Consider the following 26,640-nt stretch of genomic DNA (forward strand, 5'->3'; position numbering starts at 1 on the left):
ACGGCGGGTCTCGATACGCCCCTGGCGGGGCTACTCGACCAGCATGGATGCGCGAGGCGGCGAGTGGACGCGGAACGGGGTTCAGCAGGGCCGCAGAGCCCCACGCGCGTCCGTTCGCGCGACTCAGCGCTCTCGAATGGACCCGATTCGGGCCCCGCTCGCGTCCGGGGGCCCGATTCGAGTCCGTTCGCCGACTCCGGCAGACCGTGCAGCTGCGGAGCGCCCCCGCAGCCATGCTGGTCGAGTAGCCCCGCAGGGGCGTATCGAGACCCGCCCCCGCCAGCACGCCGAGCCCGCAGACAAGCGTCCGGACGACGTCGGCTGCTCGATCAGCGAGGACGCGAAGCGGTGTCCCTCTCGCCGGAGACAGGTAGAGGGCCCGCGGCGACTCGCCGCGGGCCCTCGATTTCCCCTTGTGCCTTCCCCCGAAGGCGGCCCGCCCCAACGGGCCGTCATCGACGCTATCGGCGGGCTATGCACCCGCGCATCCTCCTCACGACGGATCCGCGTCAGCCCCCTGGCGTGGTGCGACGCCGAGCGCGAGGTGCCAGAGGACGGCCACCGCGAGCAGGGCGGCGGTCGTCCAGACGACCACGAGGACGGCCGCGTCGACGACGTAGGAGCGGTACGCCTCCTCGAACGGATCCAGCCCCGAGCCCGAGAGCACCACGCCGGCCGGGACGACCGCGGCGGCGAGGACGGCCGTCCACGCCGCGACCCGCGCGGGGCCTCGGTGGTCGACGGCGACGTGATGCGGCCGGCGGGCGACGTACCAGACGAGGGCGCCGATCCCGAGGCCCACGAGGCCGAGCACCCCGCTGGCGTACTGCGCCCACTTGTAGCCCGCGAACGGGCCGAGCTCCTCGCGGAGGAACGGCAGGGCCGCGACGAACGGACCGCCGTCGTGGGTGAAGGCGTCCCAGAGCACGTGCGACGCCGCGCCGATCACGATCCCGACGATCGCCAGGACGATCGCCGCCGTCCTCGCCCGCGCGGTGCTCGGCGGTGCCGGCGGCGGTCGCAGGCGCACCCGGACGATCCACGGCGCGAGGTCGCGCCAGGCGGGCCGGAGCAGCACCAGCCAGAGCACGAGGCCGACGGCGCCGACCGCGAGGTCGACCGTCACGACCCCGAGCATCGAGTGCGTCGCGTCCCGTGCCCAGCGCAGCGGCAGGTAGAGACCGATGTCCGGGGCCATCGCGCCGATCGCGACCGCCGCGGCGGGAATGCGGCTGTTCGTGAACGCCAGAGCGACGACGGCGTGGCTCGGCGTGAACGGCATAGTGCACGGTATCCCGTGCGCACCTCGCTCCGGCGGTCCCGGACGCCCCCCGCACGGCCCCCGCCCGGGGAGCTCGGAGCGCCGCGACCGTAGAATCGTCCGGACGTCCGGCCCTCCGGGCTGGTCGAGGCGACGGATCGGAGCGGGTGTGCGGAAGGCGTTCGCGATCCTCCGTCTCGCGCTCGCGGGGCTGGGGGCCGTCGGGCTCGTCGGCGACTTCCTCTACACCCTCGGCTTCCGGCTGTTCCAGATCGACAACTTCTTCGCGTACTTCACCACGCAGTCGAACATGGCCGGCGTCGTCGTCCTCGGACTCTCCGGCATCGTCGCCCTCGCCCGCGAGCGCGAGCCGCGCTGGCTCAGCACCCTGCGTGCGCTGGTCCTGACCTACATGGTCGTCTCCGGCATCGTCTTCGGGCTGATCGCGGTGGAGGCGAACAACCGCGGCGTCCGCGTCGACGTCCCGTGGTCGAGCGCGCTGCTGCACTTCGTCATCCCGACGCTCGCGCTGCTCGACTGGCTCCTCGCCCCCGGCCGCCGCCCCGTCGCCTGGCGCGGCACCCTCACCGTGCTCGGCTTCCCGATCGTCTGGGGCGTGATCACGCTGGTGCGCGGCGCGCTGATCGGCTGGTACCCCTACTTCTTCCTCGACCCCGCCCAGGTCGACGGCCCGGTGATGTTCGTGGTCTACGACGTGATCGTGCTCGGCCTGATCTCCGGCATCGCCGCCTTCATGCTGGCGCTCAGCCGGGTCCGGCCGCTCGGTGCGGCGCGCGCGACGGAGTGGCGGGGCCCGCTCGCCCGGCTGCGGGAGCGGCTCAGCCGGCAGCGACGGCGAACGGCGTGAGCGCCGACTGCGCGACCACGAGCAGCTCGTCGTCGCTGAGCGACTGCAGCGACAGGGCCTGATCGGCGCCGACGAGCCCGACGAGCACCGCCTCACCGGTGGACGGCTCGAGGTTCAGCCACTCCGTGATCCCGGCCGCCGAGCCCACCAGCGACCAGCGCGCGGGCAGGGCCGGATCGGTGTCCCAGAACGGCTCGTCGAAGCGGAGCCAGAGCGTCTCGACGACCCCGGAGCCGATCGCCGCGATCGCGGTGCGGTGCGCGAACGGCAGCGGCGGATCGAACGCGATCGCGTCGCTCTGCAGCACCCCGATCGGCACCGTGACGAGGACGCGGTCGGCGGTGAACGACTCCCCCGTCGCGAGCCGGATGCTCGCGCCGGTGTCGCTGTAGCCGATGCCGCTGACGGCCGCGCGCAGCGAGATCTCGACGTCGGTGAGCAGCGTCTCGACGAGGGGCGCCAGGCCGTCGGTGAGGACCGCGGCGGCCTCGTCGGAGGAGTCGGCGACGTCCTCCGCGGTGCTGGCGGCCGAGGCGTCGCCCAGCCCGTACCAGGCGGAGAGCTCGGCGGGAGCGGCGCCCGTGCGCAGCACCGGGCCGCCCGCGAGGAACGCGGCGACGCGGGCGGCGTCGCCGTCCCCGCTGCCGGGCTCGACGGCCGCCGGGTCGGGAGCGCCGGAGCCGGCGAAGGCATCGGCGAGCGGCAGGTCGGTGGGCTGCTCCGCCGCCCACTCGAGCGCGCGGGTGAGCGCCTTCGCGGCGGTGTCGCCGACGTCGGGGCGGTCGCCGTCCTCGGTGCTGGAGAGGACGGTCGCGAGGTCGACGGCGGAGGTGGTGATCCCGGCGTCGAGGACGCTCTCTCGGAGCGCGGGGCCGGCGCCGGCGAGCGCCCAGGCGCCGCTGTCGACGGCGATCGGCCAGCCGTCGGGGGTGCTGGTGGCGATGCGGCCGCCGACGCGGTCGCGCGCCTCGACGAGCGCGACGTCGTAGCCGGCGTCGAGCAGGCGGCGGGCGGCGACGGCGCCCGCGAGCCCGGCGCCGATGATCGCGATCCGCTCGCCCTCCTCGGCGATCGCGGCGATCTCGCCGGCCGCGCGGACCCCGGAGTTCCAGGCGCCCTGCAGGGTGCCCGGCTCCTGGGAGTCGGTGGCCTCGCCGGCGAAGAACAGGCGGTCGAGCACGTTCCCGGCCAGGTCGTCGCGGTGCTCGGGGGTGGCTCCGACCGCGAGGTAGGAGACGGCGCCGAGTGCGTACGGGTCCTCGGCCCAGCCGGAGCGGACGAACGCGGCCGGCGTCGGCACGGCGGTGGTGCTGGGCGTGGGCACCGGGGCCTCGGTGACGGAGCGCGTGGGGGTCGGCCGCGGCGGAGTGCAGCCCGCGAGGACCAGGAGACCGGCGCCCGAGGCGGCTCCCGACAGGAAGAGGCGGCGTCCGATCGTCATCCCCGTCATCCTACGTTCTCGCCGCCCGGCGGGAGCCGCGGACACGGGCCGCCCGGCGGACGCTCGATCCCGAGTGGTAGACCTGTCCCATGAGCAACGACATCCGCGAACTCTCCGAGGGCGAGAGCTACCTCGCCTTCTTCCAGGGCGGGCCGTTCGACGGCCAGACCGAGACCCGTGTCAGCACCGAGGGCGGCTACGAGAAGTCGGTCGACGTCTACGCCGCCGTCGACGGCCAGGAGACGCACCTCGTCTACACGTCCGTCTCGGCCAAGGAGGTCGGCGAGTCGGTCCACGTGACCTACGCGCTCGACGCCCCCGACTCCGACCCCGTCGAGGACCCGGAGGACCGCGGCGGCGGATTCCAGTAGTCCGCAGCAGCGCCTCCCCGCTCCCGCGCGGGAGCACGGACGCCGTCCCGGTCGCGATCTCGCGATCCGGGGCGGCGTCTTCGTCTGCGCCGAGAGGCTCTTCATGACGAACCGTGACGTCGCCCAGGTCCGCTCCGAGTCCGCTTCCCTACGATCGCGCCGGAGCGTCCGATCCACGGCCGCCCGGACGGAGACGACGATGCCCACCGAGCAGACCACCGCGACGATCGGCGCGCAGACCGCCGACTTCACCACCGGCTTCAACGAGACGATCGGCGACGAGCTCGCCACGGTCTTCGCGAGCGAGCAGGCCGACCTCGTCGAGAACGGCGTCCCCGCCGGAGCCGTCGCGGCCGGGGAGCGGCTGCCGAGCGCGACCGTGGTCACCGGGGGCGGCGAGAGCGTCGCGCTCTCCTCCCTCCTCGGCGACGGCCCGGCCGTGCTCGTCTTCTACCGCGGCGCCTGGTGCCCGTACTGCAACATCACGCTGCGCCACTACGACGCGACCCTCGCCCCCGAGCTGGCGAGCCGCGGCATCGCCTTCGTCGCGGTCAGCCCGGAGACGCCCGACGCCTCCGCCACGCTGGGCGGCGAGCTCGGCTTCACCGTCGTCACCGATCCGGGCAACGCGCTCGCCACCGAGCTCGGCATCGTCACCGCCCCCAGCGACGCGGCGATCGAGGCGCACACGGCGCTCGGCTTCGCGGTGAAGGACTCGAACGCCGACGACACCCCGGCGATCCCGTTCCCGACCGTCCTGGTGCTCGACGCCGAGGGCGTGGTCCGCTTCGCCGACGTGCACGTCGACTACACGACGCGCACCGAGACCGAGGCGATCCTCGCCGCCGTCGACGCGCTCTCGTAGCCAGTACGGGGAGGGGCTGTCAAGGGCCCCTCCCCTCACGGCTCGCTCCCCATCCGCGGCGCCACACTCCTTCGAACAGACAGTTGACGCCGATCCACGGCGCCGGAAGGAGCACGACTCATGGCAGAGATCACCGCCCACCACGGCCTCTTCAAGGACACGGACCTCCACGTCGACGACACCGGCGGCTCGGGTCGCCCCGTCGTCCTGATCCACGGCTGGCCCCTGTCGGGCGAGTCCTGGAGCGAGCAGGTCCCCGCGTTCGCGGCGGCCGGCTTCCGCGTCATCACCTACGACCGCCGCGGCTTCGGCCGCAGCGACAAGCCGCTCACCGGCTACACCTACGACACCCTCACCGAGGACCTGCACACGCTTCTCACCGAGCTCGACCTGCAGGACGTCACCCTCGTCGGCTTCTCGATGGGCGGCGGCGAGGTAGCCCGCTACTTCTCGAAGTACGGCACCGAGCGCCTGCACAGCGTCGTCTTCGCGTCGGCCGTGCCGCCGTACCTGATGAAGACCGACGACAACCCGGACGGACCGCTGGAGAAGTCGGCCGCCGCGGAGATGACCGCCGGCCTGACCAAGGACGAGGACTCGTTCTACGAGCAGTTCACCACCGAGTTCTTCTCGGTGAACGGCGAGCTCAAGGTCACCGAGGCGCAGCGCCAGGACGCGCTCGCGCTCGCGAAGCAGTCGTCCAAGCACGCCGCGCTGGCCTGCATGGCCGCGTTCGCCGGCACCGACTTCCGCGAGGACCTGCCGAAGGTCACCGTCCCGACGCTCGTCATCCACGGCGACGGCGACGGCACCGTCCCCTTCGAGGGCTCCGGTGCGCGCACGCACGCCGCGATCCCCGGCTCCGAGCTCCACGTCGTCGCCGGCGCCCCGCACGGCGTCAACGTCAGCCACGCCGAGGAGTGGAACCGCGTCGTCCTCGAGTTCCTGAAGAAGTAGCACGGGCGAAGGGGCGCTCCGCTGCGGCGGGGCGCCCCTTCCGTGTTCCCGGATCTCGATACGCGCGCTGCGCGCGCTACTCGATCAGCATGGAGGGCGCGCTGCTCGCTCCATCAGATCAGCATGAAGTGCATGCTGGTCGAGTAGCCGCGGCACGCGGCGTATCGAGACCCTTCCGCTCAGCCCTTCTCCGCGCCCTCCGTGGTGTTCATGATCCGCCGCTGGAAGACGAAGAAGAGCACCGCGACCGGGATCGACATCAGCACCGCCGCCGCGAGCTGCAGCGGGTACTGGTTGCCGGTGCCCAGCTGCCCGGAGACCAGCGAGGCGACTCCGGTCGTCAGCGTGTTCAGCTCCGGAGACTGCCGCGAGACGACGAAGTGCGAGAACTCGTTCCACGAGCCCTGGAACGACAGGATGAACAGCGTCACGATCGCCGGCCGCGCCATCGGCACCACGATCGAGCGGAACGTCCGGAACACGCCGGCCCCGTCGATCCGGGCGGCCTCCTCGATCGACAGGGGGATCGAGTCGAAGAACTGCTTCATGATGAAGATGCCCGCCGCGTCGACGATCAGCGGCACGATCATCCCCGCGTAGCTGTCGTAGAGCCCGAGCTGCTTGAGGATGAGGAACCGCGGGATCAGCAGCACCACCGCCGGCACGCTCATCACGCCGATGAACAGCGCGAAGAGCAGCCCGCGACCGCGGAAGCGCAGCCGCGAGAGCGCGTAGCCCGCGAGCGAGTCGAAGAACACCCGCCCGACCGTGACGAAGACGGTCACGATCACCGAGTTCAGCGTCCAGAGCGGCAGCGGCACGTCGGTGAACAGCCGCTCGTAGGAGGCGAACGACCAGGTCGCCGGCAGCAGCGACAGCGGGTTCGAGGTCGCGTCGGCGTCGGTCTTGAACGACGACGCCACCGAGATCAGGAACGGGTAGATGTAGACCAGGGCGAGGCCGATCAGCAGCAGGTAGCCGCCGATCAGCGAGGCGCGCCCGCGGGCACCGAGCTGCACGCGGCGGTGCGGCAGCGGTGCCTGGGGCGGCGGCTCCGCCTCGGTGCGCGGCTCGGAGTCGACCAGGGTGCTCATCGCACTCCTCCCGTCGTGAGGGTCGTCGCGGCGTCCGCGCGGGCGGCCCGGCGGGTCCGGCGGGCGCTCGGCTCGCCCTTCTCGCGGAGGATCGCGCGCTGCAGCAGCGTCAGGACGACGATGATGAAGAACAGGATGAAGGCGATCGCCGCGCCCTGACCCCAGCGGAGATCCGTGAACGACGACTCGTAGGCGAGGTACGCCGGGGTGAGCAGCGTCTTGCCGGGCGCGCCGCCCCCGGTCAGGTAGATCTGGTCGAACACCTGCCAGGTGCCGATCAGCCCCAGGGTGAGCACGGTGAACAGCGTCGGCTTCAGCATCGGCAGCGTCACCGAGAAGAACTTCCGCAGCGGCCCCGCGCCGTCCATCAGCGCCGCCTCGTCGATCTCGGCGCCGATGTTCTGCAGCGCCGCGAGGAACAGCAGCATGAAGGTGCCCGAGGTGGTGAAGATCGCCATGGTGATCAGCACGCACATCGCCACCGACGGCCCGGACAGCCAGTCCCACCAGGTCAGCCCCAGCGGAGCGCCGCCCGCGAACCACGCGCCGTCGACGCCGACGAGCCCGAGCAGCGAGTGCAGCACCCCGGTCGGATCCGCCATCCAGGTCGGGCCGTCGGCGCCGAACCAGCCGAGCACCGCGTTCACGACGCCGGAGGCGCTGAAGAGGAACAGGAAGATCACCGTGATCGCGATCGACGAGGTCACGGACGGGAAGTAGAACGCGGTGCGGAAGAAGCCGCGCCCGCGCAGCACCCGGCGGTTGACCTGCACCGCCAGGAACAGCGCGAGCGCGGTCTGCAGCGGCACGACCAGCAGCACGTAGTAGACGTTGTTGCGGATCGCCGTGCCGAAGTCCTTCTGCGCCAGCCCGGAGTCCAGGAGCACCGCCCGGTAGTTGTCGGCGCCGACGAACTGCGCGGTCGGGCCCAGCGGCGAGCCGAGGCCGTTCCAGTTGCTGACGCTCACCCAGAGCGCGAGGGCGATCGGGACGACCAGGAAGACGCCGACGACGAGGATCGCGGGGAGGGTGAACAGCCAGCCGTAGCGGGCCTCGTTCCCGCGGATGCCGGAGCGGCGGCTCCGGGCGGCGGTGGCGGTGCTCATCGGCGTCGTCCCGCGCTACTTCGCGTTCGCGGTGTCGAGCGCGTCCTGCAGGTTGGTCTGCAGGTCCGCGAGGATCGCCTCCGGGTCGCCCGACGCCAGGCCCTCGAGGGCCGAGTTGAAGTCGGTGATCACGGTGGCGGCGCCGGCGAAGGCGACCGGGCTGACGGCGTAGTCGTTGCCGGTCACGAAGGCGGCGTTCTCGGGGTACTTGCTCGCGTACTCCGCGGCGCCCGACTCGGTCGAGGGGATCACGCCGAACGCGTCCGAGAAGGCGAGCTGCTGCTCGTCCGAGGTGAGCGACGCGACGAGCGACTCCGCCTGGTCGGCGGTGGTGCTGCCGGCCGGGATGCCCCAGCAGTTGCTGAAGGTGAAGGTCGACGTGCCGCCGGGGCCCGCGGGCAGCTCGGCGATCGTGTAGTTCACGTCCGGGTAGTCGGCCTCGAGCGCGCCGTTGATCCACGGGCCCTCGATCACCATCGCGGCCGCGCCCTTGCCGAACGCCTCGCCGGACCAGCCGGAGTCGAGGTCGGCCGGGAACTTCAGCACGCCGTCGCTCAGCAGGGTCTTCACCTCGGTGAGGCCCGCGACGTTCTCGGGGGTGTCCGCGGTGACGGTGGTGCCGTCCTCGGAGAGCAGCGAGCCGCCGGCCTGGTTCATGAAGGTGCCGATGCGGGCGTACTCGGGGCCGAAGGAGAGCCCGGTCACGCCGTTCGCGGTGAGCTTCTGCGCGGCGGACTGGAGCGACGCCCAGTCGGTCGGGATGTCGGCGTCGGTGAGGCCCGCGGCCGCCCAGAGGTCGGTGTTGATCACGAGGCCGAGCGTCGAGAAGTCCTTGGGCTCGCAGTAGAACTGGTCGTCGTAGGTGAAGGCGTCGCGCAGCGCCGGGTAGAAGGCGTCGGCGTCGTCCGCGTCCTGCGCGTAGGGCTCGAGGTAGCGGTTGCTCGCGTAGGTCTGGAACTGGTCCCAGCTCATGTAGAAGAGGTCGGGCGGGTTGCCGCCCGAGAAGCCCTGGCCGAGCTGCTGGGTGAGGTCGCTGGCCGCGACGACGTCGACGGCGGTGTCGTTCGCCTCGCCCCAGGAGTTCACGGCGTCGGTGACGGCGGTGGTCTCGGCGTCGCCGGACGAGCCGATCATCACGGTGAGCCCGGCGGAGTCGTCCGATCCGCCGCCGCCGCCGCCGCTCGAGCAGGCGCCGAGGGAGAGGGCGAGGCCGCCGGCGAGGACCGCGGCACCCCAGCGTGCCGTTCTGGTGCTGTGCGTCATGTTCTGACCTTTCATGGGTTTCGGGAGGGAGTCATGGGGAGTCGTGGGGGAAGCCGGCGCCCGGTGTGCGGCGTCAGCTCTCGGAGTGGTGGAGCGGGGTGCGCACGACGAGGTGCGGCGTGATGAGGCGGTGCGCCTCCCCGGGGGCGAGGGGGCGGTGGACGACGTCGTCGCCCTGCTCGCCGAGGAGGAGCTCGAGGGCGCCGGCCGCGACGGCGCCGAGGTCCTGCTCGACGCTGGAGAGGCCGACGGCTCCGGCGACCGGGGTGTTGTCGAAGCCGACGATCGCAAGGCTCGGCCGGCCGACCGCGACGGCCGCCATCGAGGCGCCGAGGGCGAGGGAGTCGGAGACGCAGACGAGCCCGTCGACGCCGGGGTGCGCCTCGAGGAAGGCGATCGCGGCGGAGCGCGCGCGCTGCACGTCGTCCTCGGCCTCCGCGACGAGCAGCGGCACGCCGGCGAAGCGCTCCGCCATCACCCGCTCCCAGCCGCTGCGGCGGTCGTCGCCGGTCGCCGAGCCGTCCGGCCAGCCGAAGAACGCGATCCGCGAGCAGCCCTCGTCGGCGAGATGCGCGGTGGCCTGCGCGACGCCCGCGGCGCCGTCGACGTCGACCCAGAGGTGCTGGGGGTCGCCCTGGTCGTCGAGCCCCCATGGGCGCCCGAAGGTGACGAACGGGACGCCCTGCTCGATCAGCCAGGCTGTGCGCCGGTCGCCGTAGAAGGTCGAGGTGAGCACGAAGGCGTCGACGTCGGCTCCGTCGCGGAGCTTGCCGATCCGCTCGATCTCCTCCTCGGGGCTCGCCGCCGTGTAGAGCAGGATCCGCATGCCGCGGGCGTCGGCCTGCTCGGTGACGGCGTGCAGGAAGCGGTCGAGCAGGCTGCCGGAGACGCCGTCGAGCACCCGGTCCATCCGGACGCCGATCGTCCCGGACTTGCGGGTGCGGAGGCGCCGGGCGGAGGCGTGCGGCCGGTAGTTGAGGTCGCCGATCGCCTTCTCCACCCGCTCCCGGGTGCTCTCGCGCACGATCTGCGGGCTGTTCAGCACGTTCGAGACGGTCTGGCGCGAGACACCGGCTGCGCGGGCGACGTCCTCGACGGTCGGCAGTGCCATGCGTCCTCCTCGACGGGTGTGCGGTGGTGCGATGCTCGGGCTTGATCGTTCAAATCCCCGCGGACCGAGTTATTTGATCGATCAAATTCCTGGGTAATGTTACCTGCGGCGACGGCGCTGTCAACCGGCCGTACGCTCCAGTACCGACGATCCAGTGAGGAGTCGAGCGTGACGACCGACCACGACGACCACCCCCGCCCGCCCCGGCAGCCCCTGCTGAACGACGCAGTCGTCCTGCTCCGGGCGCCCACCCAGCTCTGGAGCGACGACGCCGGCGAGCTCGGCGCGCTGCCCGCGCACGGGCTCTACCACGGCGACGTCCGCGTCCTGGCGGGCCTGCGCCTGCTCGTCGGCGGCGGGCCGCTCGAGTCGATCGCGGTCGGCCGCGACGGCGCCTCCTCCGCCCGCTTCACCGCCCTCGCGCGCCACCTCGACGACGACGCCGCCGACCCGCGCCTTCGCGTCGTGCGCCTCCGCACGGTCACCCCCGGCCGGCTCGAGGAGCGGATCCGGCTCGAGTCGGCGCTGCCCGACTCCGTCGCCACCACCGTCGAGCTCGCGCTCGACCCCGACTTCTCGCTCGTGCACGTGGTGAAGGCCGGACTGCGCGACGAGACCGCGGTGGCGACCGCCGTCGACGGCTCCTCCCTGGTCTGGACCCACGCAGGCGCCCGCGCCGAGGTCCGCGCCGAGGGCGCCGCGGTCTCCCCCGGCGGGACGCTCTCCTGGGACGTCGTCGTCCCGGCCCGCGGCGCGGTCGAGGTCGTCTGGAGCATCGCGATGACCGACTCCGCGGCCGTCGTCGGCGCCGCCCCCGGCCCCGCGGAGTGGGCCGGCGCCGTCGTCGAGGCCGGCGACTCGCGACTCGCCTCCTGGTGCCGCGCCGCCCTCGACGACCTGGACGCGCTGCGGATGGTGACCCTCGAGCGGCCGGACGAGCCGTTCCTCGCGGCCGGCGCGCCCTGGTTCTTCACGCTCTTCGGCCGCGACTCGATCTGGGCGGCGCGGATGCTCCTCCCGCTCGGCACCGAGCTGGCCGCCTCGACCCTCCGGGTCCTCGCGGGGCTGCAGGGCACCGAGCACGTCGCCGAGACGGCCGAGCAGCCGGGCAAGATCATGCACGAGCTGCGCTCGACGACCCTCGAGATCCCGGGCGAGGGCGTCTCGCTGCCGCCGCTCTACTTCGGCACCGTCGACGCGACCGCGCTCTGGGTCTGCCTGCTGCACGACGCCTGGCGCTGGGGTCTCGCGGACGAGGAGGTCGAGGCGCTGCTGCCGGCGCTGGAGGCCGCGCTGCGCTGGCTCCGCGACGAGGGCGACTCCGACGGCGACGGATTCCTCGAGTACGTCGACACCACCGGCCACGGCCTCGCGAACCAGGGCTGGAAGGACTCGGGCGACTCGATCCAGTGGCGCGACGGCAGCCTCGCCGAGGGGCCGATCGCACTCTGCGAGGTGCAGGCCTACGCCCACGAGGCGGCGGTCGGCGGTGCGGCGCTGCTCGAGCACTTCGGCCGCGACGGAGCGGAGTGGCGCGCCTACGCCGCCGCGCTCAAGGACCGCTTCACCGGCGCCTTCTGGATCGACGACGCCGACGGCGGGCACCCCGCGATCGCGCTGGACGCGTTCAAGCGGCCGGTCGACACCGTCACCAGCAACATCGGGCACCTGCTCGGCACCGGGATCCTGCAGCCGGAGCAGGCGGCCCGCGTGGCGGAGCTGCTCGGCTCCCCCGAGCTCGACTCGGGCTACGGGCTGCGCACCCTGTCGACCGACTCCGGCGGCTACTGGCCGCTCTCGTACCACGGCGGCTCGGTCTGGGCGCACGACACCGCGATCGCCGTGGCCGGGCTCGCCCGCGAGGGCTTCGGCGCGGAGGCGACCGCCCTCTCCCGCGGACTGCTCGCCGCCGCCGAGGGCTTCGGCTACCGGATGCCCGAGCTGCACTCCGGCGACGCCGCCGCCGAGGTGGCGGCCCCCGTGCCGTACCCCGCCGCCTGCCGCCCGCAGGCGTGGTCGGCCGCCGCCTCGATCGCGGTGCTCTCGGCCGCCCTCGGCCTCGCGCCCGGCGGCTCGACGCTCGTCGTCGCCCCGATCACGCCCGCCCTCGCCGGCTCGATCCGCGTCGACGGGATCCGCTACCGCGGCTCCGTCGTCCCCATCGACCGGCGCGACGCCCACTGAGCGGCGGAGGCCCGCGCCTTCTCTGCCGACCGAGCGGCCCGCGCCGCCCTCGCCGAATGAGCGGCCCGCGCCGCGGCCCGCGCCGTTTTCTGCTGATCGAGTAGGCCGCGCAGCGGGCGTATCGAGATCCACCATCGCCAGGACACAGACCCTGCGGACCACCGTCCTGACGACGACGGGTCCCGATACGCCCCTCCGGGGCTACTCGACCAGCAGGGAAGGGCGCCGCCTCACCGGGCCGCGCCGCCGTCAGGACAGCCGCGCCACGACCGCGCGGGCGATCCGCCGGCCGGAGCGGTTCGCGCCGATCGTCGACGCCGTCGGCCCGTAGCCCGCGAAGAAGACCCGGGGGTCCGTGAGCGACGCGCCGTCCTCGACCGCGACCCCGCCCTCGCGCTCGCGCAGGCCGAGCGGCGCGAGGTGCCGCAGCTCCGGGCGGAAGCCGGTGGCCCAGATGATCGCGTCGGCGCGGGTGTAGGAGCCGTCCGGCCAGCGCACCCCGTGCGGCTCGATCGAGGAGAACATGCCGCGCTCGTGCAGCACGCCGCGCTCGATGCCCGCCACGACCCGGCGCGTGCGCTGCACCCCGGTGCCGCCGACGATGCTCGGCAGCGCGCGGCCCGCCCGCGCCGCGCGGTCCTGCTCGGCCACCGCCTCCACCGCCGACTCCAGCGCGAGCTGCTCGCCGTCCCGGTAGACCACCGGTCGCCGCGTCGCCCAGGTCAGCGAGCGCGCGACCCGCTCCAGCTCGAGGAGGAAGCCGATCGCGGAGGTCCCGCCGCCGACCACGATCACCTGCTGCCCGGCGAAGTCGGCGGCGCGCAGGTACTCGGTCGTGTCGATCTGGACGCCCTCGAAGTCGTCCCGGCCCGGGTAGTACGGCAGGAACGGCGAGCCCCAGGTCCCGGTGGCGTTGACGAGGATCCGCGTGCGCTCGCTGCCGGCGTCGGTCTCCACGACGAGCGGTGCCGTCCTGTCGCCGATCGTCGCACTGCTGACGCCGCGCACCGCTACCGGCCGCCGGACGGCGAGCTCGTAGGCGCTCTCGTAGGCCTCGTAGTACTCCGTGACGACGTCGCGCGCGGGCCGGCGGCGGTCCGCGGTCGCGAAGGACAGGCCGAGCCGGTCCATCCCGGGCAGGTCGTGCACGCGGTGCGCGGAGCCGAGCCGGAGCGCCTCCCAGCGGAACTGCCAGGCACCGCCGGCGCGCGGCCCGCGGTCCAGGACGGCGAAGTCCACGCCCGGGCGCAGGCCCAGACGGCGGAGGTAGTAGGCGACCGAGAGCCCCGCCTGACCGGCGCCGACCACGACGACGGGCCGCGGATCGAGCGCACTGTCCACGGTGCTCCCCACGCGGTCGGGAGGCGCCGCTCACTCCGCTGCTCGCGCACAGGGGGGCCGGTGCCTCGTCTGCTAAACTACCGGCTAGATTTCATACTTCCTGTCTGCTTCTTTTTCTCCAGCCGGCTCACCGCCCGTCTGGCCTGTCATCGTGAGGGGGTCACCCATGGGGCGCGGCCGTCAGAAGGCAAAGAACACCAAGATCGCTCGGGAGCTGAAGTCGTTCAGCCCAACGGTCGATTACAGTGCGCTCGAGCGCGAGCTCAGCCACCCGGACGAGCCGGACTACTCGAAGTGGATCGACGACGAGGACGAGGGCGACGACACCGACCTCGTCGAGGAGCAGCACCAGAAGCGTGCCTGATCCCTCCTCCGCCGCGGGGCCGCTCCAGTCGAGCGACCCCGCGGCTTCTGCGTTCCCGGAGCAGTCCGGGCAGCACGGCCGCATTGAGCAGCTCTCCACCCGTGTCGCCTACGAGACCCCGTGGATCCGCGTCCGCGAGGACGAGGTGCGCTGGCCCGGCGGCGTCGAGGGCGTCTACTCCGTCGTCGAGCGCGCCGACTACGCGCTGATCGTCCCGCGCGAGCGCGACGGCTTCTGGCTGGTCGAGCAGTACCGCTACCCGATCGGCCGCCGCACCTGGGAGTTCCCGTCCGGCGGCTGGCCACACGACTCGCCCGGCGGCGACGCCGAGGCGCTCGCGCGTGCCGAGCTGCGCGAGGAGACCGGCCTGCGCGCCGGACGACTCCGACCGCTCGGCCGGCTCAGCGAGGCCGACGGGTTCGTCGCGCAGTCGTTCGACGTCTTCCTCGCCGAGGACCTCGAGCACGGCGAGCCCGAGCGCGAGGAGACCGAGCAGGACATGCGGCAGCAGTGGTTCCCGGACGCCGAGGTGGCGGCGATGGTCCACTCCGGTGCGATCGTCGGCACCTCCGACGTCGCCGCGCTCGGGCTGTTCTGGCTGGACCGGGGGCTCGGCTCGTGAGCGCGCCGACCGCCCGGGCGCGCTCGATGTCGGTCGTCGCTGCCAGGATGTCGAGATGAAGCCCGCGTCCGCGCCGTCGCCCGTGTGGCACTCGGAGACGCGCGGCCGCGACCTCGACGAGGCGCGCGCGTTCTACTCCCGCGGCTACAACGGGTCGGGCTTCCGCGCCGAGCACACCCGCGTCCCGTTCGCCTACCGCTACGCGTCGACCGGCCCTGGCCCCGTGAGCCTGCACGCGGCCTCCTTCCTCGGCTCGGTGCGCGGCACGGTCGAGCCCACCGGCGTCTACATCGTGCTCTGGCTCAACGACGGGCGCGCGAGCCTCGACCTCGGCCGCGACGAGAACCGGCTGGTCGCCGGCCGTCCGGCGATGTTCCCCTCCGGCCGCCCGTTCGGCTTCGAGACGAGCGAGTACCGCGACGCGCTGGTCCACTTCGACTCCGCCTACCTGGAGCGCGCCGCCGCCGAGCTGCACGGCACCGCGCCCGGCCCGATCCGCTTCGCCCCGCTCGCGCACTCGCCCGCCCCCTGGTGGGCGGCGGTGCGGGTGCTCCGCGACACGCTCACCGGAGTGAAGGCCCCCTCGTCGCTGCAGCGCGAGTCCGCGTCGCAGGTCGCCGCCGCGGCCGTGCTGCAGGCCTTCGCGCACCGGGTCGTCCCGCTGCCCTTCGCACCTCACTCGGTCAGCGCCCGGCGGCTGCGACGGGCGGTCGAGTTCGTGCACGCGAACGCCGACCTGCCGCTCGGCGTCGCCGACATCGCCGACGCCGCCGGACTGACCGTGCGCGGCGTCCAGCTCGCCTTCCAGCGCGCCTACTCGATGACGCCGCGGCAGTACCTGCGCGGCGTGCGCCTCGACCTCGCCCACGACGAGCTCGTCGCCGGCGGCCCGCAGACCCTCGTCGTCGGCGACGTGGCCGCGCACTGGGGATTCATCAGCGGCGGCCGGTTCGCCCAGCACTACACCCAGCGCTTCGGCGAGCTGCCGAGCGAGACCCTGCGGCGCTGAGTCGGCCTCGCTGAGCCTGCGGCGCTGAGTCCGCTGGCCTGTGTCCGGGCTGCCGTGTCCGCGTCATCGAACCGGCCTCACCGACTCCGCGACGCCGCAGGACGCAGCATCGGCCGCCGCTCCCGAGCGTCGGCCCGGCGGACCTGGCCGCACCGCGAGGACTCCGCCGCGCCGACCCCGCCAGGGCTCTCGGAGGCGTAGTGTCCGAAGTCCACCCGCGGAACGACCCGCGGGTCCGCGTCGATGGAGCCGCGATGTTCGAACCCGAAGGATCCGCGCGCCCGGTCGCCCGGATCATGTCCGTGACCGCCGCACTGCTGATCGGCGCCGTCCTCGTCGGCGGCGCGGTCGGAGCCGCGGTCGCCCTGGCCCTCTACCTCCCGAGCGCGCTCGCCGCCGGAGCGCTCGACCCCTCCGCGCTGGTCGGCTTCGGGATGCTGATGGGCGTCGCCTCCGGCGCCGGCCTCGGCGCGGTGGGAGGCCTCGGCGCGATCGCCGGCATGGTCACCGTCCGCGCGATGAGCCGCCGGAGCGGCGCCTTCATCGCCGGGACGAGCGTCGGCGCCGCGTTCGGCGTGCTGATCCTCGCCGCGAACCTCCTCGTCAGCCGCGACGCCGCCACCTGGATCACCGCACTGCTCGCCACGGCGGCCGCCTTCCTGCTCTGCGCGTGGGGCTCCTGGCTGCTGACCCGCCGCGAGCACTCCTGGGAGCGGGCGCACGCCCCCGAGCGCCGGCGCCCTCCCGCGCAGCCCGCCGCCCCGGGTGCTCCGTCGCCGGCGACCCGCCACCGCCCGGCCTGACGCGCCCCGCCCCTCCGGCACGGACCTCCGGCACGCGGTACCACCTCCGGCACGCCCGATCAGCCGATTCCGACGAGCCGAAGGTCGATTCACGAGCCGAAGGTCGAACCGGACGGCTCCGCGGTCAGCCCGCGTACGAGCCGACCAGGCGCACCGCGCCGCCGTCGACGCCCTTGGCGCCCTGCTCGAAGCCGTCGAGCGAGCGCTCGCTCAGAGACACCCGGCCCGCGACCCAGGACGGCACGCCCGACGCCTCGAGCGCCGCGATCACCGCGGGCGCCGCGTCGGCGTCGACGACGGCGAACATCCCGATGCCGAGGTTCCAGGTGCCCTCGGTGCTCTCCAGCGTCGCCCCCGACATCGCGGCGAGCGCGCGGAACACGTCGGCCGGGCTCCAGCTCGAGCGCTCGACCTCGACCCAGGAGCCGCGCGGCAGCACCCGCGCCAGGTTCGCCGCGATCCCACCGCCGGTCACGTGGCTGATCGAGTGCACGCCCGCGCCGAGCGCGTCGTCCTCGAGCACGCGGAGCAGCGGCGCCGTGTAGAGGCGGGTCGGCTCGAGCAGCACCTCGCCCACGATTCCCCCGAGTTCGGCGGAGGGGTCGGTGAAGCGGATCCCCTTCTCGGCGAGGATGTGGCGCACGAGCGAGTAGCCGTTGGAGTGCAGCCCGGAGGAGGCCATCGCGATCACCAGGTCGCCGTCGCGCACCCGGTCGGCGCCGCGCACCGCGTCCGCCTCGACCGCGCCGACGGCCGCACCGGCCACGTCGTAGTCGTCCGGGCCGAGGAGCCCCGGGTGCTCGGCGGTCTCGCCGCCGACGAGCGCGGTCCCGGTGGCCGAGCAGGCGCGGGCGATCCCCGCGACGATGTCCGCGATCCGCGCGGGGACGACCTTGCCGCAGGCGATGTAGTCGGTCATGAAGAGCGGGCGGGCGCCGACCACGACGATGTCGTCGACGACCATGCCGACGAGGTCCTGCCCGATGGTGTCGTGCTTGTCGATCGCCTGCGCGATGGCGACCTTCGTGCCGACGCCGTCGGTCGAGGTCGCGAGCAGCGGCGCCCGGAAGTCCTTGAGGAACGAGACGTCGTAGAGCCCGGCGAACCCGCCCACTCCCCCGAGCACGTTGCGGTCGTGGGTCGCGGACACCGCCGCCTTCATCAGCTCGACGGCGAGGTCCCCGGCCGCCGTGTCGACTCCCGCGCGGGCGTAGCTGCTCGTCTCGTTGCTCACGCGACGACCCTACCGAAGGGCCGCGCCGTGCAGACGCTGCGATCCGCCGGGGACGACCCGCGATCCCCGTCTGCGCCAGGATCGTCTCCGTGCTGCTCGCTCCCGCCCTGCCCGAGGACCTTGCTGCACTCCGCGCCTTCCTCTCGGAAGCGGATCTCACCCTCGCAGGCCTGGAGGACCACTCGGTCCGTCTCTGGATCGACCGCCGCGAGGACGGGACGATCTGCGGCAGCACCGGTTTCGAGCTCAGCGGAGACGGTGCTCACGCGCTGATCCGCAGCGTCGCGGTCTCGGCCGATCGCCGGAGGACGGGAGCCGGGACATCCCTCGCGCGCTATGCGCTGAGAGCGGCCGCGGAGAGCGGGGCGACCGACGCCTGGCTGTTCTCCCGCCGCTCGGGCACCTTCTGGCAGACGCTCGGCTTCACGCCCGCTGATCGGGCCGCGCTGACGGAGGCCCTCCCCGGCGCGCACCAGGTCGCCCTCTTCGCGCGGACGGGACAGCTCGAGAACGAGGTCGCCTGGCGGCGGTCACTGCGCGATCCTCTCGTCGTCGAGCCGGAGTCGCCCCCACCCGCCGAGGACGGCTGCAGCTGAGACGCACTCCCGAGGAGCAGCCGCAGCGCACCCCCTTCAGGGGTTGATCTCAGAATCGCGACTGACACAGCAATGGTTGCGTTGCCATGATCGGCGCAGTCCCCTCCTTCATCCGGGACGGCGCCGCGCTGCACGCCGTCCTCCGCACCCCGAGGAATCCTGATGGCCGACTCCGCCTTCCCGTCCGGCTCGCCGCTCCGCCGCCGCTCGATCGTGGCGGCCGCCGCCTGGTCGGTCCCCACGGTGGCCGCCGTCGTCTCCGCCCCGACTGCTGCCGCCTCGACACCACCCGAGCCCGTCGGGCCGCCGGGCCTGCGCGACGTGTCCGGGTTCGAGGCCGTCCGCTGCGAGGTCGTCCCGGCCGGCACGGTCGTGTTCCAGGCCCTCGACGGAACGTCCCCCGCGGCGAGAGGCGGCTCGGTGACCGTCTCGCTCCCGCCCGGCCTGAGCTTCTCCGCCGGCGACAGCACCGGCGGCGGCGCCTCCGCCGTCGTGCCCGTCGGCGCGGAGGGCGTCGTCTCCGTGCCGGCGTTCACGGCCTCGGGCTCCGCGGGCGCGTACACGGTCACGGCCGCGTACGGAACGGCGATCGCCTTCGCGGAGGGGACCGTGACGGCGAGCCCGGGGCAGGTGCTGGAGCTCACGCGCTCTCCCGGCGGAGCGAACCAGCGGCCGACCTTCTCCACCGCCATCGTGCCGGGCGTCGCCGACGGGGTCCACGGAGCGATCTCCGGCGACGAGGTCGCGGCGAGCGCCGGCCGGAACGCCGCCGTGCTGACCGCTGATGGACGGGTGCGCTACTGGGGCGCGAACTTCGGCGCTCCGGTGACGACCCCGGGCACGCTCACTCTCGGCCAGAGCCCGGTGACGGGGATGGTCTACGTGGACACCTGGACCTGCGCGCAGGCCGGCAACACCTCCGCCGGTGGGATCGCCGCCGGCGTCCGAGCGGACTCCGTCCACCAGTGGGCGCGCGCCGGCACCGGCACGGGCCCGCTCACGGTGGCCGCCGTGACCGGCGTCAGCGGCACCGTGCTCGCCGCGGAGTCCAACGACGGCTACAGCTACGCCCTCACGAGCAGCGGACTGCACTGGTGGGCGAACGCGACCTCGGGCGACCGGGTCGCCGCGACGCTGATCGCGGGCACGGCCGGCTCGACGGCGATCAGCACCTGGAGCTACCGCCGCGTCAACGGCGTCCTCGTCTTCGGCGGCGCGATCCTCCTCGCTGACGGCAGCGTGAGCTTCTGGAGCGGAAGCCACGCCCTCGCCCCCTCGATCGGCGCACCCGCCGACATCGTGGAATTCCAGGCCGGCCAGTCCTCCACCTATGCCCGTACAGGCTCCGGCGAGCTGTGGACGCAGGGGGTCGCCTTCACCCCCTCGCCCGGCGGAGCGGCGTGGACCCGACGCGCGGAGAACGTCGCGACCAGCAACGCCTGGTCCTTCGAGGAGTACACCGGCGGCGTCTACGTCACCACGGCGGGCGCGGTCGTCCAGTTCATGGCCGCGCAGCCCGTCGGCGGCATCGTCTTCAGCACCGAGGCGCGGACGATCCCCGCGGGCGTCACCCTGACGAAGGTGTTCAGCACGGACGGCACCTACCTGGCACTCGCCTCGAACGCGACCGTCTACGCCTGGGGCGGCAACCTCGACAACTCCGGCCGCTCGCAGCCCGCCCTCGTCGCCGGAGTCGCGAACGCCACCGACCTCAACGCCTGGGGCTTCCACGGACCGTCCTACGTCGGCGGCGGGTACGTCATCTCCTCGATCGGCTGCTGACGCCGTGCGATCCGCCCGCCTCGCGACCCGCGAGCGCGCCCGCCCGGGCGGATCCGCCGGGAGCGAACCGTTAGGGGATGCGTCGTCCGCGTGCCAGGATGGACCGTCAATCCCCCCTGCTATCCCCTTGGGAGCCCCTCCGGCATGTGCGGAATCGTTGGGATCGTGTCCTCCGGACCGGTCAACCAGTCCATCTACGACAGCCTCTCCCTCCTGCAGCACCGCGGCCAGGACTCGACCGGCATCGCGACCGCCGACGGCAGCACGCTGCACATCAAGAAGGCGGCGGGGCAGGTCCGCGAGGCGTTCCGCACCCGCGACATGCGCTCGCTGCTCGGCACGATGGGCCTCGGGCACGTCCGCTACGCCACCAAGGGCAACGCGGAGCGCGAGGAGGAGGCGCAGCCGTTCTACGTGAACGCGCCGTACGGCATCATCCTCATCCACAACGGCAACCTGACGAACACGCGCGAGCTCACCGAGGAGCTCTTCACCGTCGATCGCCGCCACCTCAACACCACCTCCGACACCGAGCTGCTGGTCAACGTGCTCGCGAACGAGCTGCAGGCCTCGATCTCGGGCCGCGACCTCGACGCGGACGAGGTGTTCGACGCGGTCGCCCGCGTGCACGAGCGGGTCGAGGGCTCCTACGCCACGATCGCGCTGATCGCCGGCCACGGACTGCTCGCGTTCCGCGACCCGTTCGGCATCCGGCCGCTGATCGTCGGCCGCCGGTTCAATGTGAACGGGCCGGACGACTGGGTGGTCGCCTCCGAGTCGCTCGTCCTCGAGGCGCAGGGCTTCGAGATCGTCCGCGACGTCGCTCCGGGCGAGGCGATCTTCATCACCCCCGACGGCCGGATGACCAGCCGCCAGTGCGCGAAGAACCCGCGGCTCATCCCGTGCTCGTTCGAGTACGTGTACCTCGCGCGGCCCGACTCGATCCTCTCGGGGATCTCGGTCTACGAGGCCCGGCTGCGCCTCGGCGACCGCCTCGCCGACACCATCGCCGAGTACACGCCGGGCGGCGCGATCGACGTGGTCATGCCGATCCCGGACTCCTCGCGCCCCGCCGCGATGCAGGTCGCGCAGAAGCTGGGCATCCCGTACCGCGAGGGCTTCTACAAGAACCGCTACGTCGGCCGGACGTTCATCATGCCCGGGCAGGCGGTGCGCAAGAAGTCGGTGCGGCAGAAGCTCAACGCGATGTCGAGCGAGTTCAAGGGCAAGAACGTGCTGATCGTCGACGACTCGATCGTGCGCGGCACGACCTCGAAGGAGATCGTCGACATGGCCCGCACGGCCGGCGCGAACAGCGTCACCTTCGCCTCCGCGGCGCCGCCGGTGCGCTACCCGCACGTCTACGGCATCAACATGCCGTCGCGGCAGGAGCTCGTCGCACACAACCGCCGGATTCCCGAGATCTCGGAGGCGATCGGCGCCGACTACCTGATCTACCAGGAGGTCGCCGACATGAAGGCGGCGATCCTGGAGGGGTCGGACGTCACCGACCTCGAGACCAGCTGCTTCACCGGCGAGTACGTCACCGGCACCGTCACGCCCGAGTACCTCGACTGGGTGGAGCGCACGCAGCTGAGCTGACGCTGGGAGGGCGCGCATCGGGCAGGCACAGCGCCCGGATGCGCGCAACGGGGTGCCCTGCGGCGGCGCATCGTCCATGATCGTGGGGCGCCGCTCCGTGCGCCCGAGACGAGGAGTCCCCGTGATCTACCGCCTGCTGCCCCTGCTCCTGACGTTCATCGCGGGCCGCCTGAAGAAGTCGCAGAAGGCCAAGCGCGCCACGCAGAACGCCGCGCGCTCGACGAGCCGCAGCAGCCGCAAGCGCCGCTGACCGCTGCGCCTGGAGAGCGTCGTCCCTAGCGCGTCGAGGCGTCCGGCTCCGTGCCGGGCGCCTCGTTCTCGTCCGAGGCGTCGTCCGGGTCGTCCGCCGGCTCGTCGTCGATGTCCGCCTCGCGGGCGACCGTGCGCTCGGCGGTGGTGCGGACGACGCGGCGGCCGACGACCCGGTCCAGGATCACGACGACGAGAGCAGCGAGACCGCCGAAGATCGTCACGAAGAGCAGCAGGCTGAAGCCGAAGACCTGTGCCTGGCTGAAGCCTTCGGTCTCGGGCAGCGCGAAGGTGAGCACGAAGGCGACGATCGCGCCGAGGCCCGCGCCGAGTGCGAGGATGCGCCAGACCCGCGGCGAGCGGCGGACATCGACCTCCTCGCGGGTGATCTCGACGTCGTCGGGGCGCGGCGAGGAGTCGAGCGGATCGGTCATGCCTCCATTGTCCCCTGTGCCCGGCCGGGTGCGGGCCGAGTGGCGAGGCGGCGGCGGATCGGGTACCGCGCGGTGCGGGGCGGGGCCGCGGCATGCTGATCGAGTAGCCGGCCGAGCCGGCGTATCGAGATCCACCGTCGTTCGGTGGGTAGGTCTCGATACGCCGCTGCGCGGCTACTCGACCAGCATGAAGAGGGCGCTGCGCGACTGTTCGACCAGCACGGGGGCCCAGCAGCATGTTGATCGAGTAGCCGGCGGAGCCGGCGTATCGAGATCCACCGTGATCGAGACGCTGGTCTGCAACATGCTGATCGAGTAGCCGACGAAATCGGCGTATCGAGATCCACCATCGTCGGAACAGTGGTCTGCAGGCCCCCGCGCTGGAGGACGGTGGGTCTCGATACGCCGCTGCGCGGCTACTCGACCAGCATGAGGGGGGCGCCGCCTCGCGGCTCCGAGGGCGCGGCTCCGCAGCCGCGGTCACATGGAGTGGAGGAGGCGGCCCGCCTGGGCGCGGAGCTCGCGGACGACGGTCCGCACGGAGAGCCGCTCCGCGCGGTCGGGGCGCATCAGCGCGACGATGTGGCGCACGGAGTTCACGCCGCGCAGGGGCTTCACGACGATGCCGGCCGTGCCCGCGGTGTAGCGCGGGACCACGGCGATGCCGAGGCCGGCCGCGACGAACGCCTCCGTCACGCGCGTCGAGGCGAAGCGCTGCTCCACCCGCACCGGCTCACCGGAAGTCGTCTCGATCTCCTGCATGATCCGCTCGAAGGGGAAGCCGTCGGGCACCCCGATCCAGGTCTCGCCGACGAGATCGCCCGCCGTGACGGTCGCGCGGTCGGCGAGCCGGTGGCCGAGCGGCAGGGCGATGTCGAGCGGCTCGACCATCAGCTCGGCCATCGCGAGCCCGTGCCCGGCCCAGGCGCTGCGGCCGGTGGGCGAGTGCGCGAGGACGATGTCGAAGTCGGCGGTGAGATCGAGGAACTCGTCGGTCCCGGGATCCGCGTCCTCGCAGTGCACGACGAGCCCCTCGACGCTGCGCAGAGCGACCAGCGCGTCCGGCAGCAGCATCTGCCCGGCCGTCGGGAAGGTGGCGATCGTCACCTCGCCGATCGGATTGTTCTTGAAGGTCTGCCACACCGCGTCGGCGCGTTCGAGAGCGGTCGCGATCTCCGTGGCGCTGCGGGCCAGCTCGCGGCCGGCCGCGGTGAGGACGACGCCGCGTCCCGAGCGCTCGATCAGCGGCACTCCCGCCTCGCGCTCGAGCACCTTGAGCTGCTGCGAGACCGCCGAGGGAGTGCGGTGCGTCGCCGCCGCCACCGCGGTGATCGAGCGCCGCATCGAGAGCTCTCGGAGTAGTTCCAGCCGTCGCACGTCCATGTAGGAACGCTACACGTCAGGCCAAGAACAGTGCGATTGTCCTAAGGAACAGAAAGTCCGAGAGTGGACGTTGTACAGAGCATCCCGGCGGATGGATCGCCAAACCTGGCAGACACGTCGGAGCAACGAAAGGCAGAACACTCATGAGCATCGCAATCCTCGTCGTCCTCGGTGCCGTCGCCGCATGGGGCACGGTGTCGACGGTGCTCGTCGCCAGCCGCGACGGATACCGTCAGGTCCCCGTCCGCCACTGAGCCCCGCGCTCCGCGACAGCACCTCATCGCGTTCCGATGCCGTCTCCCCACCCGGGGAGGCGGCGTTCTCGCGTTCCAGGGGGCGCCCGCACGTCACGCTCCCCCGGAGACGCAGAAGAGGCCCCGCGGCGCGAACCGCGGGGCCTCTCCTGTGCGAGCGCTACTTCGCGGCGGTGCGGCGGCGCAGACGCGCCACGGTCATGCCGAGTCCGAGCAGCAACGCCGCGATCCCGGCCGCGAAGGCCGGCGTCGCGTCGACGCCGGTCGCGGCGAGGTGACCGGTCGAGCCGCCCGAGGCGCCGGGAACGGCGGGAGCCGTCGTGGCCGGGGTCGTCGGGATGACGGTCTCGGTGGGCTCCGGGGTCGGGGTGGGCGTCGTGGCGACGGCCGCGACGGCGAAGTCGAGGCTGATCGTCGTGCCGGTCGCGTCGCCCAGGGCGAAGCTCGCGGTGTGGGTGCCGCCGGCGAGGCTCTCGCCGATCGGCACGGCGACGGAGGCGCGACCCGTCGAGTCGTCGGTCACGGCCCGCGTCGGGTCGATCTCGGCGGTGGTGACGACCGCGTCGTCGACCGAGACGGTCACGACCGTGTCGGTGGGCGCTCCGGTGCTGAACAGCAGCGAGGAGAGGTCGACGGTCATCGTGTCGCCGACCGCGTACTCACCGGACTCGGGCAGGTTGGCGGTGAGGCCGATCGAGCGCTGGACCGGGTCGGGGCTGACCGTGCCGAGGTCCTGGATGTAGGACACGAACGCGTCGAGGTCGATGCGGCCGGAGTCGGCCGTGCCGGTGCCCTCGGTGAAAGTGCTGAAGCCGTCGCCACCGGTGGAGAGGAAGCTGTTCGTCACGATCGTGAAGGTCGCGGCCGGGTCGATCGGAGCGTTCTCGAAGAAGACCTCCGAGATGCGCGAGCCCTCCGGGGCGGCCGGGTCGAAGACGTAGGTCAGCGCCGCCGAGGTCGCGAGCTTGAGCTGCGGGTGGCTCGAGCTGCCGACCCACTGCTCCTCGAGCAGGTCCTCGATCTGCGCTCCGGTGAGCTGGAGCGTCACGAGGGTGTTCGCGAACGGCTGGGCGTCCGACGCCTCCGCGTAGGTGACGACGCCGTCGGCGTCGCCCGGGGTCTCGGCGCTGGCGGCGAAGTCGAGGTCGTCGCGCAGGCCGCCGGCGTTGGTGAAGGCGATCTGGGTGCCGAGCTCACGGGTGGCCCAGAGCTGCGCGTCGGCGACGAGGTTGCCCAGCGTCGACTCCGAGCCGCGGTTCGTGGTGATGCCGTCCTCGCGGTAGGCGCGCGAGATGTCGTCGGTGATGGTGCCGACCTGGACGCTGCCCTCCTCGACGGCGACCGCGGCGGCCGCCTCGACGATGGCGGCGACCTCGGGGTCGGCCGGGTAGGCGCCGACGTCGATGGTGTCGGCCGGGTCGTCGGACTCGGGGTCGTCGGCGACGACCGTCAGCGGCAGGACCTCGCTGGTGAGCGAGGTGAGCTGCTTGGTCGCCGGGTCGACGGTGAGGGCCATGTGGCCCAGGTTCTCGGCGTAGCTGCCGGTCTGCGAGACGACGGTCGGGAAGGTGCGGCCGGCGTCGATCGTCGCGTTGTACTCCTGGTGGCTGTGACCGGAGACGATGGCGTCGACGTTCGGGGCGACGGCGTTCACGATCGCGCCGAACTTGGGGTCGTCCGCGGGGGCGTTCGCCTCGGCGGCGTCGGCGTCGGCGCCCTCGTGCAGCAGGAGGACGATGACGTCCGCCTCGCCGTTCGCGGCGTCGCCGTCCTGGAGCTCGGTCGCGACCTCGTTGACGTTCTCGACGATCGGCTCGATCGAGAGGGTGGAGATGCCGCCGGGGCTGACCAGCGTGCCCAGGTCCTCGGTGATCGCGCCGATGAAGGCGACCGAGACACCGCCCTGGTCCGCGATGAAGTACGGGTCGTAGGCGCGCTCGCCGGTCGTCGTGTCGAAGAGGTTCGCGTTGACGTACGGGAAGTCGGACTCGTCGGTCACGCGGCCGTCGACGTCGGAGCGGCCCTTGTCGAACTCGTGGTTGCCGAGGGTGCTGACGTCCAGGCCCATCTCGTTGAGCACGTCGAGGGTCGGCTGGTCGTCCTGCACCTTCGAGGTGAAGGTGGAGGCGCCGATGTTGTCGCCGGCCGAGACGAACAGCGTGTTCGGGTTGGCGGCGCGGTAGGAGTCGACCGCGCCGGCGAGGACAGCGGCGCCGGCGGTCGTGCCGTCGGCCTCGATCCGGCCGTGGAAGTCGTTGATCGAGAGGATGTCGATCGCGACATCGCCCTCGGCGGCACTCGCGGGGGCCGCTCCGAGGAGGGCCGCTCCGGCGACCGCGCTGACGGCGGTGACGGAGAGGAGTCTGGTCAGGCCGCGACGGCCGGAGGTAGTGCATCGCATCTGTAGGAGGTCTCCAAGCATCGAGCGGCGATTCGGAGAGAACTC

The 26,640-nt window shown here is 72.8% G+C and carries 24 protein-coding genes; 13 read left to right on the forward strand and 11 right to left on the reverse strand.

The genetic code is table 11. From position 1 onward, the window contains the following. Window positions 1-493 precede the first annotated feature (493 nt). Window positions 494-1,282, reverse strand: a complete 789-nt coding sequence (locus MT355_RS18825; protein ID WP_243600695.1) for a DUF4184 family protein — start codon at window positions 1,280-1,282, stop codon at window positions 494-496. A gap of 148 nt (window positions 1,283-1,430) precedes the next feature. Here MT355_RS18825 and MT355_RS18830 point away from each other — a divergent pair, with 148 nt between their 5' ends. Continuing rightward, a complete protein-coding gene (locus tag MT355_RS18830; protein ID WP_123706324.1) occupies window positions 1,431-2,129 on the forward strand; it encodes a Pr6Pr family membrane protein in 699 nt (232 codons plus the stop codon). Here MT355_RS18830 and MT355_RS18835 read toward each other — a convergent pair. Then, the gene (locus tag MT355_RS18835; RefSeq protein WP_243600696.1) at window positions 2,101-3,570 is read right to left on the reverse strand and encodes an NAD(P)/FAD-dependent oxidoreductase; all 1,470 of its coding nucleotides are present in this window, start codon (window positions 3,568-3,570) and stop codon (window positions 2,101-2,103) included. The genes MT355_RS18830 and MT355_RS18835 overlap by 29 nt on opposite strands. Window positions 3,571-3,659: 89 nt before the next feature. On the opposite strand from MT355_RS18835, the gene MT355_RS18840 reads away from it, so the two are divergent. The 3 genes from MT355_RS18840 to MT355_RS18850 all read left to right on the forward strand — a co-directional run bounded on the left by MT355_RS18840 (window position 3,660) and on the right by MT355_RS18850 (window position 5,763). Further along, window positions 3,660-3,941: an oligoribonuclease gene (locus MT355_RS18840; protein WP_123448078.1), complete on the forward strand. Its 282-nt coding sequence runs from the start codon at window positions 3,660-3,662 to the stop codon at window positions 3,939-3,941. A 199-nt stretch (window positions 3,942-4,140) separates the two neighbouring features. Further along, complete coding sequence (locus MT355_RS18845) at window positions 4,141-4,806, forward strand: peroxiredoxin-like family protein (RefSeq protein WP_243600697.1); 666 nt, start codon at window positions 4,141-4,143, stop codon at window positions 4,804-4,806. Window positions 4,807-4,926: 120 nt separating this feature from the next. Continuing rightward, a complete protein-coding gene (locus MT355_RS18850) occupies window positions 4,927-5,763 on the forward strand; it encodes an alpha/beta fold hydrolase (RefSeq protein ID WP_123448076.1) in 837 nt (278 codons plus the stop codon). A gap of 179 nt (window positions 5,764-5,942) precedes the next feature. Here the strand turns inward: MT355_RS18850 and MT355_RS18855 are convergent, their stop codons facing one another. The 4 genes from MT355_RS18855 to MT355_RS18870 form a co-directional block, all read right to left on the reverse strand. Continuing rightward, on the reverse strand, window positions 5,943-6,857 hold the full coding sequence (locus MT355_RS18855) for a carbohydrate ABC transporter permease (RefSeq protein WP_123706320.1): 915 nt from the start codon (window positions 6,855-6,857) through the stop codon (window positions 5,943-5,945). Then, the gene (locus tag MT355_RS18860) at window positions 6,854-7,963 is read right to left on the reverse strand and encodes a carbohydrate ABC transporter permease (protein ID WP_123732499.1); all 1,110 of its coding nucleotides are present in this window, start codon (window positions 7,961-7,963) and stop codon (window positions 6,854-6,856) included. The genes MT355_RS18855 and MT355_RS18860 overlap by 4 nt, the downstream gene beginning before the upstream one ends. A gap of 15 nt (window positions 7,964-7,978) precedes the next feature. Continuing rightward, window positions 7,979-9,226, reverse strand: a complete 1,248-nt coding sequence (locus MT355_RS18865) for an extracellular solute-binding protein (RefSeq protein ID WP_243600698.1) — start codon at window positions 9,224-9,226, stop codon at window positions 7,979-7,981. A 73-nt stretch (window positions 9,227-9,299) separates the two neighbouring features. Beyond that, on the reverse strand, window positions 9,300-10,337 hold the full coding sequence (locus tag MT355_RS18870; protein WP_243600699.1) for a LacI family DNA-binding transcriptional regulator: 1,038 nt from the start codon (window positions 10,335-10,337) through the stop codon (window positions 9,300-9,302). Between the two features lie 168 nt (window positions 10,338-10,505). On the opposite strand from MT355_RS18870, the gene MT355_RS18875 reads away from it, so the two are divergent. Beyond that, on the forward strand, window positions 10,506-12,521 hold the full coding sequence (locus MT355_RS18875; RefSeq protein WP_243600700.1) for a glycogen debranching N-terminal domain-containing protein: 2,016 nt from the start codon (window positions 10,506-10,508) through the stop codon (window positions 12,519-12,521). 249 nt (window positions 12,522-12,770) lie between these two features. Here MT355_RS18875 and MT355_RS18880 read toward each other — a convergent pair whose 3' ends face one another. Continuing rightward, window positions 12,771-13,862 (reverse strand): NAD(P)-binding domain-containing protein, encoded by a 1,092-nt coding sequence (locus tag MT355_RS18880; protein WP_243600701.1) that lies wholly within the window; start codon window positions 13,860-13,862, stop codon window positions 12,771-12,773. 166 nt (window positions 13,863-14,028) lie between these two features. On the opposite strand from MT355_RS18880, the gene MT355_RS18885 reads away from it, so the two are divergent. The 4 genes from MT355_RS18885 (at window position 14,029) to MT355_RS18900 (ending at window position 16,660) form a co-directional block, all read left to right on the forward strand. Then, on the forward strand, window positions 14,029-14,226 hold the full coding sequence (locus MT355_RS18885; protein ID WP_123448069.1) for a DUF3073 domain-containing protein: 198 nt from the start codon (window positions 14,029-14,031) through the stop codon (window positions 14,224-14,226). Continuing rightward, window positions 14,219-14,848 carry an NUDIX hydrolase gene (locus MT355_RS18890; RefSeq protein ID WP_243600702.1) on the forward strand — a complete coding sequence of 210 codons (630 nt, stop codon included), beginning with the start codon at window positions 14,219-14,221 and terminating at the stop codon, window positions 14,846-14,848. Before MT355_RS18885 ends, MT355_RS18890 begins: the two co-directional genes overlap by 8 nt. 55 nt (window positions 14,849-14,903) lie before the next feature. Then, window positions 14,904-15,857, forward strand: coding sequence for a helix-turn-helix transcriptional regulator (locus MT355_RS18895; RefSeq protein WP_243600703.1), 954 nt, complete (start codon window positions 14,904-14,906; stop codon window positions 15,855-15,857). A 254-nt stretch (window positions 15,858-16,111) separates the two neighbouring features. Continuing rightward, window positions 16,112-16,660, forward strand: a complete 549-nt coding sequence (locus MT355_RS18900; RefSeq protein WP_243600704.1) for a hypothetical protein — start codon at window positions 16,112-16,114, stop codon at window positions 16,658-16,660. A 124-nt stretch (window positions 16,661-16,784) separates the two neighbouring features. Here MT355_RS18900 and purM read toward each other — a convergent pair whose 3' ends face one another. Then, the gene (gene purM / locus MT355_RS18905) at window positions 16,785-17,894 is read right to left on the reverse strand and encodes a phosphoribosylformylglycinamidine cyclo-ligase (protein ID WP_243600705.1); all 1,110 of its coding nucleotides are present in this window, start codon (window positions 17,892-17,894) and stop codon (window positions 16,785-16,787) included. Between the two features lie 89 nt (window positions 17,895-17,983). Between purM and MT355_RS18910 the strand changes: the two genes are divergently transcribed. The 4 genes from MT355_RS18910 (at window position 17,984) to MT355_RS21445 (ending at window position 22,124) form a co-directional block, all read left to right on the forward strand. After that, window positions 17,984-18,490, forward strand: a complete 507-nt coding sequence (locus tag MT355_RS18910; protein ID WP_243600706.1) for a GNAT family N-acetyltransferase — start codon at window positions 17,984-17,986, stop codon at window positions 18,488-18,490. 162 nt (window positions 18,491-18,652) lie between these two features. Beyond that, the gene (locus MT355_RS18915; protein ID WP_243600707.1) at window positions 18,653-20,272 is read left to right on the forward strand and encodes a hypothetical protein; all 1,620 of its coding nucleotides are present in this window, start codon (window positions 18,653-18,655) and stop codon (window positions 20,270-20,272) included. Between the two features lie 144 nt (window positions 20,273-20,416). Further along, a complete protein-coding gene (gene purF / locus MT355_RS18920) occupies window positions 20,417-21,874 on the forward strand; it encodes an amidophosphoribosyltransferase (RefSeq protein WP_123448060.1) in 1,458 nt (485 codons plus the stop codon). A 121-nt stretch (window positions 21,875-21,995) separates the two neighbouring features. Beyond that, window positions 21,996-22,124, forward strand: a complete 129-nt coding sequence (locus MT355_RS21445; RefSeq protein ID WP_260303555.1) for a hypothetical protein — start codon at window positions 21,996-21,998, stop codon at window positions 22,122-22,124. Window positions 22,125-22,149: 25 nt separating this feature from the next. On the opposite strand, the gene MT355_RS18925 is transcribed toward MT355_RS21445, so the two are convergent. The 3 genes from MT355_RS18925 to MT355_RS18935 all read right to left on the reverse strand — a co-directional run bounded on the left by MT355_RS18925 (window position 22,150) and on the right by MT355_RS18935 (window position 26,595). Further along, window positions 22,150-22,557, reverse strand: a complete 408-nt coding sequence (locus MT355_RS18925; RefSeq protein WP_243600708.1) for a hypothetical protein — start codon at window positions 22,555-22,557, stop codon at window positions 22,150-22,152. A 480-nt stretch (window positions 22,558-23,037) separates the two neighbouring features. Further along, the gene (locus MT355_RS18930; protein ID WP_123448058.1) at window positions 23,038-23,940 is read right to left on the reverse strand and encodes a LysR family transcriptional regulator; all 903 of its coding nucleotides are present in this window, start codon (window positions 23,938-23,940) and stop codon (window positions 23,038-23,040) included. Window positions 23,941-24,354: 414 nt separating this feature from the next. Further along, a complete protein-coding gene (locus tag MT355_RS18935) occupies window positions 24,355-26,595 on the reverse strand; it encodes a bifunctional UDP-sugar hydrolase/5'-nucleotidase (protein WP_243600709.1) in 2,241 nt (746 codons plus the stop codon). Window positions 26,596-26,640 lie beyond the last annotated feature (45 nt).

Origin of the sequence: Rathayibacter sp. VKM Ac-2929 (assembly GCF_022815495.1) — a bacterium.
In the GTDB taxonomy this organism is placed as follows: Bacteria; Actinomycetota; Actinomycetes; order Actinomycetales; family Microbacteriaceae; genus Rathayibacter; species Rathayibacter festucae.